Source organism: Planktosalinus lacus (assembly GCF_014640155.1).
Classification (GTDB): Bacteria; Bacteroidota; Bacteroidia; order Flavobacteriales; family Flavobacteriaceae; genus Planktosalinus; species Planktosalinus lacus.
The window spans coordinates 258,732-275,930 of record NZ_BMGK01000001.1 but is presented as its reverse complement, the minus strand read 5'-3'; the positions used below and the strand labels follow the sequence as shown (position 1 = coordinate 275,930).

General features: G+C 38.7%; 12 protein-coding genes. 7 read left to right on the top strand and 5 right to left on the bottom strand.

All coding sequences use genetic code 11. From position 1 onward, the window contains the following. Positions 1 to 8: 8 nt before the first annotated feature. The 4 genes from IEV69_RS01330 to IEV69_RS01315 all read right to left on the bottom strand — a co-directional run bounded on the left by IEV69_RS01330 (position 9) and on the right by IEV69_RS01315 (position 7,132). Positions 9 to 2,768, bottom strand: a complete 2,760-nt coding sequence (locus IEV69_RS01330) for a TonB-dependent receptor (protein ID WP_188438689.1) — start codon at positions 2,766 to 2,768, stop codon at positions 9 to 11. Between the two features lie 82 nt (positions 2,769 to 2,850). After that, positions 2,851 to 4,698, bottom strand: a complete 1,848-nt coding sequence (gene glmS / locus IEV69_RS01325; protein ID WP_188438687.1) for a glutamine--fructose-6-phosphate transaminase (isomerizing) — start codon at positions 4,696 to 4,698, stop codon at positions 2,851 to 2,853. A gap of 2 nt (positions 4,699 to 4,700) precedes the next feature. Further along, on the bottom strand, positions 4,701 to 6,284 hold the full coding sequence (gene bamH / locus IEV69_RS01320) for a BamH family beta-barrel-assembly machinery protein (protein WP_188438685.1): 1,584 nt from the start codon (positions 6,282 to 6,284) through the stop codon (positions 4,701 to 4,703). A 38-nt stretch (positions 6,285 to 6,322) separates the two neighbouring features. After that, on the bottom strand, positions 6,323 to 7,132 hold the full coding sequence (locus IEV69_RS01315; protein WP_188438683.1) for a glycogen/starch synthase: 810 nt from the start codon (positions 7,130 to 7,132) through the stop codon (positions 6,323 to 6,325). Positions 7,133 to 7,238: 106 nt separating this feature from the next. On the opposite strand from IEV69_RS01315, the gene panC reads away from it, so the two are divergent. From panC to IEV69_RS01280, 7 genes are all read left to right on the top strand, one after another. Then, a complete protein-coding gene (panC, locus tag IEV69_RS01310) occupies positions 7,239 to 8,087 on the top strand; it encodes a pantoate--beta-alanine ligase (RefSeq protein ID WP_188438681.1) in 849 nt (282 codons plus the stop codon). A gap of 13 nt (positions 8,088 to 8,100) precedes the next feature. Beyond that, positions 8,101 to 8,451, top strand: a complete 351-nt coding sequence (gene panD, locus IEV69_RS01305; protein ID WP_188438679.1) for an aspartate 1-decarboxylase — start codon at positions 8,101 to 8,103, stop codon at positions 8,449 to 8,451. 2 nt (positions 8,452 to 8,453) lie between these two features. Next, on the top strand, positions 8,454 to 9,437 hold the full coding sequence (locus IEV69_RS01300; protein WP_188438676.1) for a lysylphosphatidylglycerol synthase transmembrane domain-containing protein: 984 nt from the start codon (positions 8,454 to 8,456) through the stop codon (positions 9,435 to 9,437). A gap of 78 nt (positions 9,438 to 9,515) precedes the next feature. Then, positions 9,516 to 10,667, top strand: a complete 1,152-nt coding sequence (locus tag IEV69_RS01295; RefSeq protein ID WP_188438675.1) for an alpha/beta hydrolase-fold protein — start codon at positions 9,516 to 9,518, stop codon at positions 10,665 to 10,667. Next, on the top strand, positions 10,667 to 12,028 hold the full coding sequence (gene radA, locus IEV69_RS01290) for a DNA repair protein RadA (RefSeq protein WP_188438673.1): 1,362 nt from the start codon (positions 10,667 to 10,669) through the stop codon (positions 12,026 to 12,028). The genes IEV69_RS01295 and radA overlap by 1 nt, the downstream gene beginning before the upstream one ends. 62 nt (positions 12,029 to 12,090) lie before the next feature. After that, positions 12,091 to 13,239 carry a methionine aminotransferase gene (locus IEV69_RS01285; RefSeq protein ID WP_188438671.1) on the top strand — a complete coding sequence of 383 codons (1,149 nt, stop codon included), beginning with the start codon at positions 12,091 to 12,093 and terminating at the stop codon, positions 13,237 to 13,239. Next, positions 13,236 to 14,015, top strand: a complete 780-nt coding sequence (locus tag IEV69_RS01280; RefSeq protein ID WP_188438669.1) for an amidohydrolase — start codon at positions 13,236 to 13,238, stop codon at positions 14,013 to 14,015. The genes IEV69_RS01285 and IEV69_RS01280 overlap by 4 nt, the downstream gene beginning before the upstream one ends. A 121-nt stretch (positions 14,016 to 14,136) precedes the next feature. On the opposite strand, the gene IEV69_RS01275 is transcribed toward IEV69_RS01280, so the two are convergent. After that, positions 14,137 to 16,989 carry a VPS10 domain-containing protein gene (locus IEV69_RS01275; RefSeq protein WP_188438667.1) on the bottom strand — a complete coding sequence of 951 codons (2,853 nt, stop codon included), beginning with the start codon at positions 16,987 to 16,989 and terminating at the stop codon, positions 14,137 to 14,139. Positions 16,990 to 17,199: the final 210 nt, after the last annotated feature.

The following is a 17,199-nucleotide window of genomic DNA, read 5'->3' as shown; positions in this document are numbered from 1 at the left end:
TAATTATTTTATAAGTTATTGATTGTTAAGGAAACATAATACTGAGTTCCGATAAGTCCTGTTCCAAAAGCAGTGAAATACTCGTTATTTCCGATGTTTGCAGCACCCATTTTTAAGGTAGACTTTATAACAGGAATAGTATAGTTTATCTGTGCATCTACTACAGAATAAGCCGGCACGTTACCGTCTGCAAATGTTGCTTGCCACTCAAAAGCATCACTCCATCTGTAATTGATGTTAAATCCTAGGTTTTTAACAACATCAGTGTTTCCAAAAGAAACCTTTACTTTGTGTTTTGGAGTGTTGAAACTGGTTCTGAAATCTGGCGCAGAGGCCTGGTCAAAATCTTCTTCAGCAAAGGTATAGTTGGCATCTAAATCAAAATTACCAAACACTCGCGATCCGATTCCTACTGTTGCTCCATAAGATTTTACGTCAGCATCAGAGTTGGTGTAGGTTTGGAAAGGCTTAACATCGCCTTGTTGTAAAGCAAGTAATGAAAGTGAATTATCACCCACCTCTCCATACAAAGGAACAATCACAGTTTCATTAGAAATGAAATCTTGGTATTGGTTATAATACACATTCATATCAAGAATTACTCTTCCTAATCGTGCTCTGTAACCAACTTCAAATGCAGTAACTTGTTCCGGTTTTACCAGATCAACATTTGCTGCCTCAGGAGCACCTGCGTTTACCGAGCTTAATGAAAATGCATTTTCGTAAGCATCCCTACCTGAAACAGTACCTGAATTGCTTCCGGTAGCAGCAGCTCCTGCTCCACTAATTGGAAATGTATTATTATAACGATCAAGATTTGCTTCTGCTGAACCTACTAGAATAGCTCTACCCACATCAAGACCTATGAATAAATCTTGGGTTGTAGGGTTTCTAAAACCGGACTGTACAGAACCTCTAATGTTGTGATTTCTCTTTTCTCCTGCAGAATAAGCAATCGAAAACCTTGGAGAAAAACTTCCATCAAATAATTCAGACTCGTCATAACGAACTGACCCGGTTAACTTTAGTCTATCATCAACGAGTTTTTTCTGAACTTGTAAATAAGCCCCATATTCATTGTAAGAAATTGGCCCGTCAAAGTCTGTAAAAATAGTTCCAAACGAATTCAATCTATATTCTCTAAAAGAACCTCCAACCTGAACTTCTGCAATATCTGGCATCAGGTGAGTAAAGTTGTAGTTTGCATCTGCGTGGCGCAATTGTGAAGCATCTTTAAATTGACCCCCGGTTGTAGGGTTAGGATCATTTGTCACTTTGTTAAAGGCATTTTGAAATTCGGGTGTTCCCGGTTCAAACCTGCCTGTATCGGCAGTTTGTCTTCCTAGGGCGTGTGCTTGTTCCGGGCTTAGACCGGCTAGTGTTCCTTGAATAAAGGCTCCTGCATATTGACCAAACCATTCTCGATCTGATTTCCACTGTCTATTTAAGTTAACAGCCGTGAAGCGAGTGTCATAAGAGTCCCCGGCATCTTCATCTGTGATATAGCCTCTTAAGAAGAAATTGTCATTTTTAAATTCAATTTTATGTTGTTGTAAGAAGAAGTTGTTAATTGCATAGCGGTTTGCTCCTTGATAAATCGTAGAACCTACACCTATTTTTCCTAAATAGCTGATTTCAAAATCATTTCCCCAAGGCCTGTAATATAATGCAGCATCAAATTTAACACTTTCAGCATTGTAGTCTGTGAGGTCTCTTTCCGCATATCCGGTTCTGCTTACATTTTCACTAGGTAAAAGATTGACAGCAGCAGCTGGAATTAGCCCAGCGGCTGCAAGACCTTCTCCTACACCTTTAATATTAGTGAATACTTCATCTCCATAAATGTTCAGTCCGTCATAGTTTGGATGTGACCGATCTCTTCCAGGATTGAGAACGTCTTTTTCACTTACAGCATACCAGTCTGTTCCTTTTAAAAAGGAAAAGTTTGCTTTAGCTGCAAATTTGTCAGAGAATTTTTTTGCAACTCGCACGCCAAAATCAAAGAAACTATTGTCACCGGCTGCTTCTTGTGAGGTGATACCTTGCTTGTAGTAAGCACTGATTCCTTCAAAGTCAAAAGGATTTTTACTGGTCATAAATAAAATCCCGTTAAAGGCATTGGCCCCATAAAGTGCAGAAGAAGCACCAGGAAGCAGTTCAATACTGTGAACATCTAGTTCTGTCATTCCCAAAAGGTTACCTAAAGGAAAGTTTAAAACAGGAGCAGCATTATCCATTCCATCTACAAGTTGCACAAAACGGGTGTTTGCAAAGGTTGCAAAACCACGGGTATTTACAGATTGAAATGTCAAACTGTTTGTGTTAATGTCAACCCCTTTGAGGTTTTCCAATCCTCCATAAAAGGTAGCTGCAGCAGTATTTTTCACTTCGTTAATGCCGAAGCGCTCTACTGTAACCGGTGATTCAAAAATTCGTTCAGGTGTTCTTGACGCTGAAACCACAATTTCGTCAAGCGAAGTACCTTCAACTAAAACAGCATTGACTACCTGATTGTTGGTAGTGATTTCAAATGACTTTGACTCAAAACCCACACTACTTATTTCTAATGAAAATGGTAATGGTTCAGAAACTGTCAATGTAAAGTTACCGTCAAAATCGGTAACGGTTCCTTGGGAGGTATTTGTTACGATTATGTTTGCTCCAAGAATGGGCAAACCATTATTGTCTACCACATTTCCCGTTACTGTAGTTTGGGAATAAGAGGCAAAACAAAAAAATAAAAGCATTAGGGGTAAAAATGTTCTCATATCTTATGTTTATTAATTAGCGACAACAATATAGCTAATTTTCATTAGATAAGGCAACAATTTGATTTTTCTAAAAAAGAAATTATTCTACCGTGACAGATTTTGCTAAATTTCTGGGTTGATCCACATTTCTATTGAGCATAACAGCAATATGGTATGACAACAATTGCAGTGGAATAGTTGTAATCAAAGGAGTCAGTGATTCTGGTGTGTTTGGAACTTCAATGACATAATCTGCCATTTCTTTAACTGTTGTATCTCCTTCAGAAACAATGGCGATAATAACACCTTTTCTGGATTTGATTTCCTGAATATTACTTACAACTTTATCATAGTGATTACTGTTTACAGCAATGACAACCACAGGCATTTCTTCGTCAATTAATGCAATAGGACCATGTTTCATCTCGGCCGCAGGATAGCCTTCGGCATGGATGTATGAAATCTCTTTTAGTTTAAGGGCGCCTTCCAATGCTACCGGAAAGTTATAACCCCTTCCCAAATAAAGAAAGTTTCTGGCATTTTTGAAAACCTCTCCTACAGTTTTTATGTGCTCATTAGATAAAAGGGCTTTTTCTACTTTTTCAGGAATTAGCTCAAGCTCCTGCAGGTAAATATTATAGTCTCTGTAAGAAATCGTTCCTTTAACACTGGCAAGTTTTAAAGCAATTAAGGTCAGTACAGTTATTTGAGTGGTAAAGGCTTTTGTTGATGCAACACCAATTTCGGGACCGGCATGTGTATAGGAACCACTATGGGTTTCTCTTGAGATTGTTGACCCCACTACATTACAAACCCCATATACAAAGGCCCCTTTTGATTTGGCCAATTTAATAGCTGCAAGTGTATCGGCAGTTTCACCGCTTTGTGAAATAGCAATAACGACATCTTTTTCGGTTATGATAGGATTTCTGTAACGAAATTCGGAAGCATATTCAACCTCAACAGGTATTCTGGCAAGGTCTTCAAAAATATATTCTGCTACCAAACCTGCATGCCAGGAAGTACCGCAGCCAATAATAATAATCCTGTCTGCATTGACAAATTTTTGAATATGGTCTTCAAGCCCCCCAAGTTTTATAAGTCCTTGATCTGCTAAAAGCCTACCTCTGTAGGTGTCTTTAATAACGCTGGGTTGCTCATAAATTTCTTTGAGCATAAAGTGGTCAAAACCACCTTTTTCAATTTGTTCTAGGTTGAGCTGTAATTCTTGTATGTAAGGCTCAACAAGAGAGTCATCTTTTATTTTTCTGATTTTAACCTCTTTATTTCTTCTTATAACGGCCATTTCTTCATCTTCAAGATAAATGGCATTGTTAGTAAACTCAATAAAAGGAGAGGCATCACTGGCAACAAAAAATTCATCTTCGCCTATCCCGATTGCCAAAGGGCTGCCAAGTTTTGCAACAACCAATTCATTTGGTTTATTTTTATCAAAAACTACAATGGCATAAGCTCCCACAACCTGGTTCAATGCAATCTGAACAGCTTTTCCGAGTTTTACTTTTTCATTTTTCATGACATCTTCAATAAGGTTGACCAAAACCTCTGTATCTGTGTCTGAAGTAAAAATATAACCTCGTTTTATAAGTTCTTTTTTTAAAGTTCCATAGTTTTCAATAATTCCATTATGGATAATAACCAGGTTCCCTGAATTTGAAAAATGTGGATGTGAATTGATATCATTAGGAATTCCGTGAGTCGCCCAACGTGTGTGCCCTATCGCTAAAGTGCCGTGAGTGGAAATTTCATTTTTCACCTTAAGTGCCAAATCAGCAACTTTTCCTTTAGTTTTACAAAGGTTTATTTCATTGCCGTCAAATATTGCAACACCCGCACTGTCATAGCCCCTGTATTCAAGACGTTGCAAACCCTTTAACACTACAGGATAAGCCTCTCTATGACCTATATAACCTACAATTCCACACATAATTAATTATTGATTTCTGTATAGTAAATATTGAGCTTAATACTTTTATCAGGACTTGATGAATTGGTTCCGTAAAGAACGGTTCCTTCGGGTGAAATAACACTGTTGGTGGGAGCATATTCTATTCCCGGTGGTATTTCATTTTGCAATGATTGTGAGGTTCTAATGTTTACATTTTGACTTACCACTAGACCTAACTTTACATTGGTAGAATCTTTGTTTATAAGATTACTAATGTGGTTTGTTACCCTGATACGGTAGGATTCACCATTACCTGATGCATCTCTTTGAAGGCGACCTAAATGATTGGTTTTAAAATTGACCAAATTATTTGCGGGGGTAATATTATCGAGTTGATAATCAATCAAGACAGTGTTATTGTTAAGGTCATATAAAAATATCCTTTCAGGTTCTGAAGGACTTCCGTTAACCAGGCTTTTGTTTACATTCAAGGTGATGTTTGCTTCATTGATAAGCCATTTTTTTTCTCTCAGGTCTTCCAATTCATCAGATACCGAGTTGTTGTTCAGGTCTTCTCCAAAAAGCTCTATGATTGTTATCGTGCCGGTACCACCTTTAAGATAAAGGTTTTCCTCTCCATTTTGGTTGGGGTTGTTTAGTGCAGACTCCAGTTCAGAAGGTATATTGTTTTCTATGGTGTTGACCGTAATTCCATTAAATGATAATGTAAAAGTATCCTCCACTCGATCATCTTCCATTGATGGATCTTGAGGTATTAAACCACTGGTTCCTCCTGTACTTTGATCATCTTTTGTGTAGATAATCTCAATAGAGGCTTCTGTTAAATCAAGCAAACTTAAGTTGCCCTCATTTTCTGTTGCTTCAGCAATAAAATACAATCCTCTTAAGTGGTTTTTAAAATTGGTGTTGTTCAACAAAACATCTGTGCCTTCCTGATCAAGTATTTTTTCTTTAAAAAAATTGATTGCTTCCAGTCCTAGTTCAACTCTGAATCTTGGTGCCAGTCTTTCTTCGTCATCTGTATCAGGGTTTAAGATTACAGCACCATTACTGGGGATAAATTCTGCCTCTTCAAACAGTAACTGACCAAGAAAGTTTTGAAATACAGGACCTTGATTGGAAAAGTATTTTTGGGGTTCTTCAAAACCACTCGCCGGGTCAAAATCTCTTAAATAATAGTTGGATTCATAAACAGAAAGGTTAAAAGGAGCTTGTCCAAAAATAGAATCTAAAGCATAAGTGGCATCATCTCCTGTGCCTTGAGCAGTTGAAAAATAAGGGATATCTAATATCACTTTTTCTATCTCAGGGTTTTCGCCAAAAGTTGGGTTAGTCTCATTCATAGTAACCTGAGTCAAAATACTTGCTTCAGATCTACCAAAAACTGGGTCATTATAAATACCTAGTTGATATACAGGCAGGTTGTTTGTTTGAACTGGGTAGGCTCTTCTGCTATAAGCTTTTATAGATGCATTTTCATAGAGATCGAATTCAAAATTTGGGTCTCCTATGATATCACTTCCAACAGAACTAAAATCTTCTGCACAGGAAACAATAGTCATTAGTAAAATTGTGAAACCAAAAAGTTTAACTACTGAATTCATTTGTTTCATTATCATTTAAAGAAAATTTGAAGGGTGATTTAATCTAAAACTTTTGAGGTGTAAAAATCAATATATGCTTCTTGAAATTCTTCTTTATTATGAAACTTTAACACAGGTATATCTATCTTTTTAAGATAAGTTTCAATTTCAGCAGGAATTTCTTCAGAACCAATAATGACAGCATCAGAATATTTAATGGCAGTTTTCATGACATTGCTGTAGTTTGGCTCTTTTAAATCAGTGACATCCTCTTCTTCAATTCCGTCATAACCAATTTTATTGATCACCTCTTTGTCTAACGTTCCTTCAAAGCCTTGATTGTATACAGAAGTAACTATTTTACTTTTTTCAAACAAGGGTTCGTTCCCGTAATATTTTTTTAAATACAAAGGCAGAAAGGATGCCAACCAGCCATGAACATGGATTATGTCTGGAGACCAGTTTAATTTTTTAACAGTTTCTATTACCCCTTTAGCAAAAAAGATGGCTCGTTCATCATTGTCAGGAAAAAAAACGCCGTCTTCATCGGCATAAGTAGCTTTTCTTTTGAAATAGTCATCATTTTCAATGAAATAAACCTGCATTCTCTCTTTGGGAATGGATGCAACTTTAATTATTAAAGGCATGTCCAGATCATTGATTACTAAGTTCATACCCGAAAGCCTGATCACCTCATGAAGTTGGTGCCTTCTTTCATTAATATTGCCATAGCGAGGCATGAAAATTCTTATTTGACCTTCTTTATTGTTTACTGCTCGCGGTGCTTCAAACGACATTGAAGAAATCTCGGTCTCAGGTAGATAGGGAATAACTTCTGACGACACATACAAGACTCTTTTATCTTTCATAAATATTTCTTTATTCAAGTTAGGGTTTAAAAAACACGCAAAATTACGAAAATTTATGCAGATTGAAGGGATTATCTTAAGTTTGCACCCCGTTTCAAGAAAAAAAATGCAAGTATACTATTCAATTTCAGAGCTAAAGCCTAAACTTAACGCGATTAAGAAGCAAGAGCAAACTATTGGTTTTGTGCCTACAATGGGAGCTTTACACAAAGGTCACCTTTCATTAATTGAAAGTGCAATGAATCAAAATGATACGGTGGTGGTTAGTATATTTGTGAACCCCACCCAATTTAACAATAAAGAAGATTTTGAAAATTATCCGCGAACTATTGAAGAGGACATTCAAATAGTATCACATCTAAAAGACAAGTTGATGATTTATGTTCCACGCGTGGAGGATATTTATCCAAATGGCTTGCAAACTATACAATTTGACTTTGAAGGCATTGAGCATGAGATGGAGGGAAGTTTCAGACCCGGACATTTTGACGGTGTGGGCAGTGTTTTAAAATCTTTCTTTAAACTTATTGAACCTAATAAAGCTTATTTTGGAGAAAAAGATTTTCAGCAACTTCAAATAGTAAGAAAACTTATAGAAATTGAGCATATACCAGTACAAATCATTGCGTGTCCCATAATGAGAGAACCCACGGGATTGGCTATGAGTTCAAGAAATAAACGCCTTTCAGAAAAACAATTTAAAGAGGCAGCGTTGATCTACAAAGTTTTAACTGAAGTTCAGGCAGATTTTGGCATAAAAAATGTTAATGAACTTACTCAGAGAGTAGAAGAAACTTTTGAAGCCAACACAACACTCAAACTTGAATATTTTATAATTGCTGACGAAGAAACGCTTCAACCCCTCAAAAATAAAGAAAAAAATAAAAAATACCGCGCATTTATCGCCGTGTTTGCAGGAGAAATCCGCTTAATTGATAATATCGCTTTAAATTAATTATCTTTGCAAAATGTTTGTAAACGTTGTAAAATCTAAAATTCACAGAGTAAAAGTTACAGGTGCAGACCTGAACTATATTGGCAGTATTACTATAGATGAAGATTTAATGGATGCTGCGAATATTATTCAAGGTGAAAAAGTTCAAATTGTTAATAATAACAATGGTGAACGTATTGAAACCTATGCAATTCCAGGCCCTAGAAATAGCGGTGAATTAACTCTGAACGGTGCTGCTGCGCGTAAAGTAGCAGTGGGTGACGTGCTCATTCTCATCACTTATGGTATGATGGATATTGAAAAGGCCCGCTCATTCAAGCCGGCACTTATTTTTCCGGACGAAAAAACCAACCTTCTCAAATAATTTTGAAGAAAAAAACAATTCAGTTTTTTAAAATTGCATTGCCCCTTCTATTGGGGGTATTTCTCATTTGGTATTCATACAACAAATTTACACCTTCACAACTTGAAGAAATTAAAAATCACTTTCAGGAAGCCAACTATGGCTTTGTTGCTATTTCTGTTTTCTTTGGTATTCTGAGCAATTTGTCAAGGGCTTACCGATGGAATTACATGCTTTCGCCAATGGGATATAAACCCAAATACCACAACAATGTGATGGCGATTTATATCACTTATTTGATGAATCTGTTTATCCCCAGAAGTGGTGAAATTTCAAGAGCGTTGGTGATCAACAAATATGAAAATGTACCCTTTGACAAAGCATTTGGAACCATTATTTCAGAGCGTGTTGCAGATTTTGTTATTTTACTTTCTCTCATTGCACTAACATTAAGCCTGCAATACAAACTCTTGACAAGCTATTTATCTGAAACCATTGATTCTTTCAACCTCTTTATTTTAGTGCTAATAGCAGTTCCTGTTGGGTTTTTGTTTTTTTATTTTTTAAAAAAATCAAACACACCACTGAGCTTAAAAATCAAAAACTTTTTATTGGGCATAAAAGAAGGCGTCTTTAGTATTTTTAAAATGGAAAAAAAGTGGGCCTTTATAGGCCACACCATTTTTATTTGGGTGATGTATTTATCAATGTATTACTTAATGATTTTTGCGCTCGATGAAACCAGCACCATTTCTCTTGCCGCAGTAATCACATCATTTGTTGTGGGCAGTATCACTATTGCCTTTACAAATGGCGGTTTTGGCTCTTACCCTTTTTTCATTGCCGGTATCCTGTTGCTTTTTAATGTGCCTGAAACTGCCGGTACTGCATTTGGTTGGCTTGTCTGGACCTCCCAAACAGTGATGGTGATCATTCTTGGAGGACTTTCATTTTTGTTACTTCCTGTATTGAATAAGGTAAGAAGTTCGACTCGCTCCAATATTTAACTTACATAGGGTTGAAATTTTACATTAAAAAGTAAAATAATTTATACCTTTCACATCTCATTTAAAATTTAGGTACAGATGAAAGCAAAATTAATCCTACTTCTGTTGTGCTTTTTTATGGTAACAGGCTTATCATCACAAGTGATTTATGAAGAATTCAATTCAACTAAGCTTCAGGAAACCAGAAGGTTAAAAATACAGTTGCCGCGAAATTATGATGCCAACACTGAAAAAGTATACCCCATTGTATTGGTTTTTGATGCAGACTACCTTTTTGAACCCGTAGCCGGAAATGTAGACTACTATTCTTATTGGGAAGAAATGCCGGAGGCAATCGTTGTGGGAATTATGCAAGGACGCACACGCGACTTTGATGGCCAATATGACGAGACCAACTTTTTGCCAACAGAAAAAGGAGCCGATTTTTTTGAATTTATCGGATTGGAATTAATTCCACATATTGATAAAAATTACAGAACAGCAAAATTTATTCTGGCAGTCGGTCATGAATTTACTGCTAATTTTATGAATTACTACCTGTTTAAAGACCCACCATTGTTTAATGGATATTTATCATTAAGTCCTGATTTAGCACCAATGATGGATAGTCGTATTGCCGAAAGCCTTTCAAAAACTCCCCACAAAATATTTTATTATCTGGCAACTGGCTCCAACGATTTAAAACCCATAAGAGAGGTAACTCTTGAGCTTCACGAAAATATGAAAACCATTAATAAGGAAAATATTCACTATTATTTTGATGACTTTGAGGGAGCTTCCCATTATTCATTAGTTGGGAAAGCCATTCCATCAGCACTGGAAGAAATATTTTCAATTTTCAGACCAATCAGCAAAAAGGATTATGACGAAATTATTTTAAATCTTAAAACGCCTGTCTTTGAGTATTTAATGACAAAATATACCACTATTGAAGATTTATTTGGTTTTAAAACAGAGGTGCGCGAAAATGATATTATTGCAATTGCCTCAGCTGCCGAACGAAAAAAAGAATGGACATCTCTTGAACAGGTCGCTCAATTGGCCAGTAAAGAACATCCTGACACAGTTTTAGGAAGCTACTATTTAGGACGTTTCTTTGAAGAAACCGGTGAACCCAAAAAAGCGATGCGCACCTATCAGTCAGCTTTTGAACTGGAAGAAGTTGGGTTCATAACAATAGATATGCTTTTGGACAGAGCTGACAAAATCAAACAAGACTTTGGTTTCTAATGGCAAAAATCAAAACAGCTTTTTTTTGCCAGAATTGCGGTACCCAGTTTGCCAAATGGCAGGGCCAGTGCACGGCCTGCAAAGAATGGAATACCATTACCGAAGAACTCATTGAAAAACCCGAAAAACTTAGTTGGAAACCTTCTCAAACTAAATCAAGTCGACTCACTAAACCCTTGCGCATCAATGAAATTGACACCACGGCAGAAGCCCGCCTCGACACCCAAAACACAGAGTTCAATCGTGTGCTGGGTGGCGGAATCGTTCCCGGGTCCTTAATTCTTTTGGGTGGTGAACCCGGTATTGGCAAATCAACATTATTGTTGCAAATCGCCTTGCAAATGCCCTACAAATTACTCTATGTTTCAGGGGAGGAAAGCCAGAAACAAATAAAAATGCGTGCAGAACGCATTCCCTCAAAAGCAGAAAATTGCTTTATCCTCACCGAAACTAAAACCCAAAATATCTTCAAACAAATAGAAGAATTGCAACCGGAAATCGTGGTAATCGACTCCATTCAAACCCTGCACAGCGATTACATAGAAAGCAGTGCCGGAAGCATCTCGCAAATAAAAGAATGCACCACAGAACTCATTAAATATGCCAAGGAAACCGCCACTCCGGTGTTACTCATTGGGCATATCACCAAAGACGGAACCATCGCCGGACCAAAAATTCTCGAGCATATGGTCGATACCGTCTTGCAATTTGAAGGCGACAGAAACCACGTGTACCGGATTTTAAGAGCACACAAAAACCGTTTTGGCTCCACACACGAAATAGGCATCTATGAAATGCGGGCAGACGGTTTACGTGAAGTGCCCAACCCCAGCGAAATCCTGATTTCAAAAAACGAAGAAGACCTCAGCGGAAATGCCATCGCCGCCACACTGGAAGGCATTAGACCCTTGCTGATAGAAATTCAGGCATTGGTGAGCACGGCGGTCTATGGTACACCACAACGCACCACAACGGGCTACAATGCAAAGCGACTGAATATGATTCTTGCCGTTTTGGAAAAGCGCGCCGGATTCCGTCTAGGAGCAAAAGATGTGTTTTTAAACATTACGGGAGGCATTTCTGTGGATGACCCGGCCATTGACCTGGCTGTGGTTGCTGCCATTCTCTCCAGCAATGAAGACATCTCATTACCAAAAGACATTTGCTTTGCAGCCGAAGTGGGCCTTGCAGGCGAAATTCGCCCGGTGGCGCGTATTGAACAACGCATCCTGGAAGCTGAAAAACTGGGCTTCAATACCATTATGGTGTCAAAATATTGCAAAATCCCTAAGCTGAATTCAGCCATAAGCGTTCAGAAGGTTTCCAAAATTGAGGAAGTGGTTGCATATTTGTTTGGGTAAGATTCGTGTTTCTTGCATTATTTTCAGAACTTTAGCAGACCAAAAATCTACAGAAAATTAATATGCAGTTTCCCATAGTTTCCAAATTGCCTGATGTCTCGACAACCATTTTCACAGTAATGAGCAAATTGGCCGCAGACCACAATGCAATTAATTTGTCCCAGGGCTTTCCGGGTTTTGAAAGTGATAAAACCCTCATTGACCTTGTCTCAAAAGCGATGCGTGACGGCCACAACCAGTATGCACCCATGGCGGGTTTGCCCGCTTTACGCGAAAACGTTTGCCATAAAATCAACACCTTATACGGCAGCAGTTACAACCCCGAAACAGAAATTACCATAACAGCCGGTGCTACTCAGGCAATTTTTACGGTCATAACAGCTTTTATCTCAAAAGGAGATGAGGTAATCATGTTCACGCCGGCCTATGATTGCTATGAACCCGCCGTAATCCTCAACGGGGGGAAACCGGTCAACATCCCTCTTAAAACTCCCGATTATCATATTGATTTGGAAGAGGTAAAACAGAAAATATCCCCGGCAACCAAAATGATCATTATCAACAGTCCGCACAATCCCAGTGGGACTATTCTTTCAGAAGGAGATTTACTGCAGTTGCAGGAACTCGTCAGGAATACCAATATTCTAATTTTAAGTGATGAGGTGTATGAACATATCATTTTTGATGGCAAAAAACATCAGAGTGTAGCTCGTTTTCCGGAATTAGCACAGCGCTCCTTTATAACGGCCTCGTTTGGAAAGACCTTCCACAATACCGGTTGGAAAATGGGGTATTGTGTTGCGCCAAAAGAGTTGATGGCCGAGTTTCAAAAAGTACATCAATACAATGTTTTTTGTGTGAACCGTCCCATCCAGCATGCGCTGGCAACATATCTTGAAAACCCTGAAAATTATTTAGAGCTTTCAGCGTTCTATCAAAAGAAAAGAGATGTTTTTTTAAACGGAATTGAAGGCTCCAAATGGGAATTTATCCCGGCTTCAGGAACCTATTTCCAATTGTTGTCATACAAAAACATCACAGATGAAAACGATGTAGATTTTGCCAAACGGCTTACCATTGACCACAAAGTTGCCTCTATTCCCACGTCCGTTTTCAGTAAAAATGGGGAAGACCCAAAAGTACTCAGGTTTTGCTTTGCCAAAACCGAAGAAACCCTCACACAAGCCACAGAAATATTGAGAAAATTATGAAAGAGACATTAAAACTGGCACTGATTCAAGCGCCGCTGGAATGGGAAAACCCTGCTGCCAACCGGGCATATTTTTCAGGGAAAATCAGCTCTATTTCAGAGAATGTTGATTTAGTTATCCTTCCTGAAATGTTTACCACAGGTTTCACCATGAATGCAACTCCAAATGCTGAACCTATGGATGGACCCACCGTGGAATGGATGAAAACCCTGGCAAAAGAAAAAAATATCGCCATTACGGGAAGTGTTATTATTCAGGAGAATGAGAACTATTTTAACAGGATGCTTTTTGTAACTCCTGAAGGCGTGATCGGGAAGTATGATAAAAGGCATCTCTTTACGCTTGCAAAAGAGGAAAAAACATACAGCCCCGGCAAAGAAAAAGTAATCATCGATTACAAAGGGTGGAACATCTGCCTGATGATTTGTTACGACCTGAGATTCCCCGTGTGGTCGCGCAACGTAGAAGGCTATGAATTGATTCTTTATGTGGCCAACTGGCCCAAAGCCCGAGTCAATGCCTGGGATATTTTATTGCAGGCTAGAGCCGTGGAAAACATGGCATACTGTGCAGGCGTAAACCGTGTGGGCATGGATGGTGACGGTTATGAATATGTGGGGCACTCAGCTGTTTATGACGGTCTCGGAAAATTAATAACTGATTCGCTCCCCGAAGAAGAAGAAATTAAAATTGTTTCTATTGATAAAGAGCATTTAGAGAAAATCAGGACTCAATTGAAATTTTTGAATGACAAAGACGAGTTTCAGCTACTTTAAGATGGACCAAAAAGCAACCTAATGTATAGATACTGTATAGATACTCCATAGCAAAGCCTGGGATAAAGCGACCCTTGGCTTTTTTGGATTCATTCTAAATTAAAATGAATAAAAACTACAGCTATTCCACCACCATTTCCTTTGTTTTCTTTACTCCGTTTAAAGTAATTTCCAAGGTATAGGTTCCTTTTGGTAAATAGTATTTTCCATTTTGTTTTTCTTCAATAGTAGCTTCCTTATTTTCTTTTAAATAAGCTTTTCTTCCATTTTCAGAAAGAGTTAAATCATATTCATACCTGTTAAAACCTTTAATGACATCCTCAGAACTACTATAAAGTGTGGTGCCTTTTTCGGTTTTTATCATAATGGTTGCAGCACCGGTGTTCCCGGTGTAAAAACGGATTTCAGTTGATGGCTCAATGGGTTCCCTCCAACTATTCCATTTGCTTCCCCAGCGCTCAGAATGACGCACATTGCTTATATCAAATACAATCAGGTTATCTTTTAGTTTTTCAGGGCTCATTTCCTGTAGCATTGCAATATTTGTCTTGTAAATAGAACGGCCGTGGGTTCCCAAAACCAAATCCTTGGCTTCAGCCTGAATGCGTAAATCATGCACAGCAACATTCGGCAAATTAGAGGAAAAACGTTCCCAGCTTTCACCGCGGTTAAAAGTTACATAGGCTCCGTTATCAGTACCCAGGTACAGGATGTTTGCATTGGCAGGGTCTTCCCTGATGACGTTTACAGGTGATAATGGCAAATTACCATGAATAGCTTTCCAGGTTTTTCCATAGTCTTCACTCATATAGACATAGGGTTTAAAATCATCCCAGCGGTAACCGTTAAGTGTCAAATATACCCGTTCTTTTTTGTGCTTTGAAGCAATTACACGCGACACCCATAAATCCTGCGGAAAACTATCAGAGATTTTCTCCCAGCTTCCACCACTGTTTTTAGAAATGTGAAGCAGGCCATCATCACTTCCGACATACAACAAACCAAACTGAAACGGTGACTCGTCAATCGAAGTCAATGTGCCATACGCCACATTTCCTTTTTTACCACCCTTAGTCAAGTCTGGTGAAATGGCCGTATAATCATCCCCTTGGTTCATGGAACGCATTAGTTTGTTTCCGCCATAATACAAAATATCCTGATTGTGTTTAGAAAGCAAAATAGGGGTCTGCCAGTTAAAACGAAAAGGCGCCTCGCCGAGTTCGTGTTTGGGTTGGATGTAAGTGGTTTTATCCTGATCTCTGTCTATCCTGAAATAATTCCCAAACTGAAAACCGGTATAAACAATAGTTGGGTTGCGTTCATCTACTTCAATATACATCCCGTCACCACCCATCAATTCTTTATAAGGATAATCACCGGTATTGTGCCATCGCATGGAATGGGAATAGTTGTTGGGGCCCACCCAAACACCGTTGTCCTGCGAACCTGCATACACATTGTAAGGTGTTTGATTATCCACTTGCAGGGCATAGACTTGCATCACAGGCGTGGAGTTTGCTTTGAGCCAGTTTTTTCCATCATCATAGGTGATGTTGACCCCGCCATCGTTCCCGTTGATAAGATGCCCGGGTTTGTTGGGATTCAACCACAATGCGTGATGATCTACGTGCACATTGGGTGCATCCATCGATGTAAAGGTTTTTCCGCCGTCTTTGGATTTTAAAATGGGAACCCCAAAAATGTAAATCGCATCGGGATTGTTGCGCTCCACACGAATTTCACCAAAGTAATATCCGTATGAATAATAGATGTCATCCAGAAAATCATCATGGGTTTTGGTCCAGCTTTTTCCGCCATCGGTGGTTTTATAAATTTCAGCACCAATGACCGGGGTATCAAACAACATGGCATTGGCATCTTCGAGGTACTTGGCCAAATCTTCCGGTTTTACCGTGCCTCCACTTACCATTTGTTTGACATTTTCAGCGCGGTATTTTTCCTGAAAATTGTTTTCCCGTAAAAAACGGTTTAAAGCACTATTATCCAGAGCCATAAATTGGGCTACCGTCATGTTTTTAAAATCCTCTTTGGTGAGAATGCCTTCGGCTTGAGAGCCTTTGTCTTTGGGCCTGAAATCTTGATTGTCGTGAAACGCATAAACAGTATTGGCGTCATAAACGGCCAACCCAATGCGCCCCACACCGTTTCCTGTTGGAAAACCACTTCCTTCCATTGAAACGTTCGTCCAGCTGTTTCCGGCATCAGTACTTTTGTAAATGGCCGATCCTTCCCCACTCCCTTCAAAATGCCAGGCTTTGCGGTCTCTTTGCCAGGAGGTAGCATAGAGAACATTAAAATTCTTAGGGTCTGCCTCCAGATCGATAATACCGGTTTCGTTGTTTATAAAGAGTGTCTTATTCCATGTTTTTCCACCGTCCAACGTTTTATAAACACCGCGCATTTCATTGGGTGAATACAAATGGCCCGCAACCGCTACTACAACCTCATCAGGGTTATTTGGATTAATGATAACACGGCCAATATGGTGGGAATCTGTAAGTCCCATATTTAGCCATGTTTTTCCTTTGTCAGTTGATTTTAAAATACCGATTCCCGCATAAGATGAACGGGAAGAATTATTCTCGCCGGTGCCCACCCATAGGGTTCCGCTTTTCCAGTCAACGGCTATATCCCCAAGATTTTGTGTTGGAGCATTGTCCATTACCGGGGTGAAACTGGTGCCGTTGTTATTTGTGTGCCATAAGCCACCACTGGCATAAGCAACATAAAATTCGGTGGGGTCAAGTGGGTTTACATCCAAATCGACCACACGACCGCTCATCACGGTAGGGCCAATGTTGGTAAAGGCCATGTTTTTTACAAGCGAATTTCCAGAATGGGCTTCCAATTGTTCAAGTGCAGCTTGCAACTCAACAGCCGTGGTAGCAGCAGGTTGTGCAAATGAAAAAGAGATAAATAAGCAAACGACGAGAGAGGAGAGAATGGATTTCATAAAAGTTGATTTTTTAGCGTGTTGAAAGTAACTATTTACAAGTTGGTTTCAAAAGCTTTGCTTTAAAAAATATTTTATATCTTAGCAAAACTCCCCATTTTTACAAACCTTAATCCTTTTTATTTTGAATACAAAAAACCCCTCATTTAAGAAATTTCTTACCTTTTGGACGCTTGTTTACATGTTTTGATCAGTCACTTTCTTAGCAGG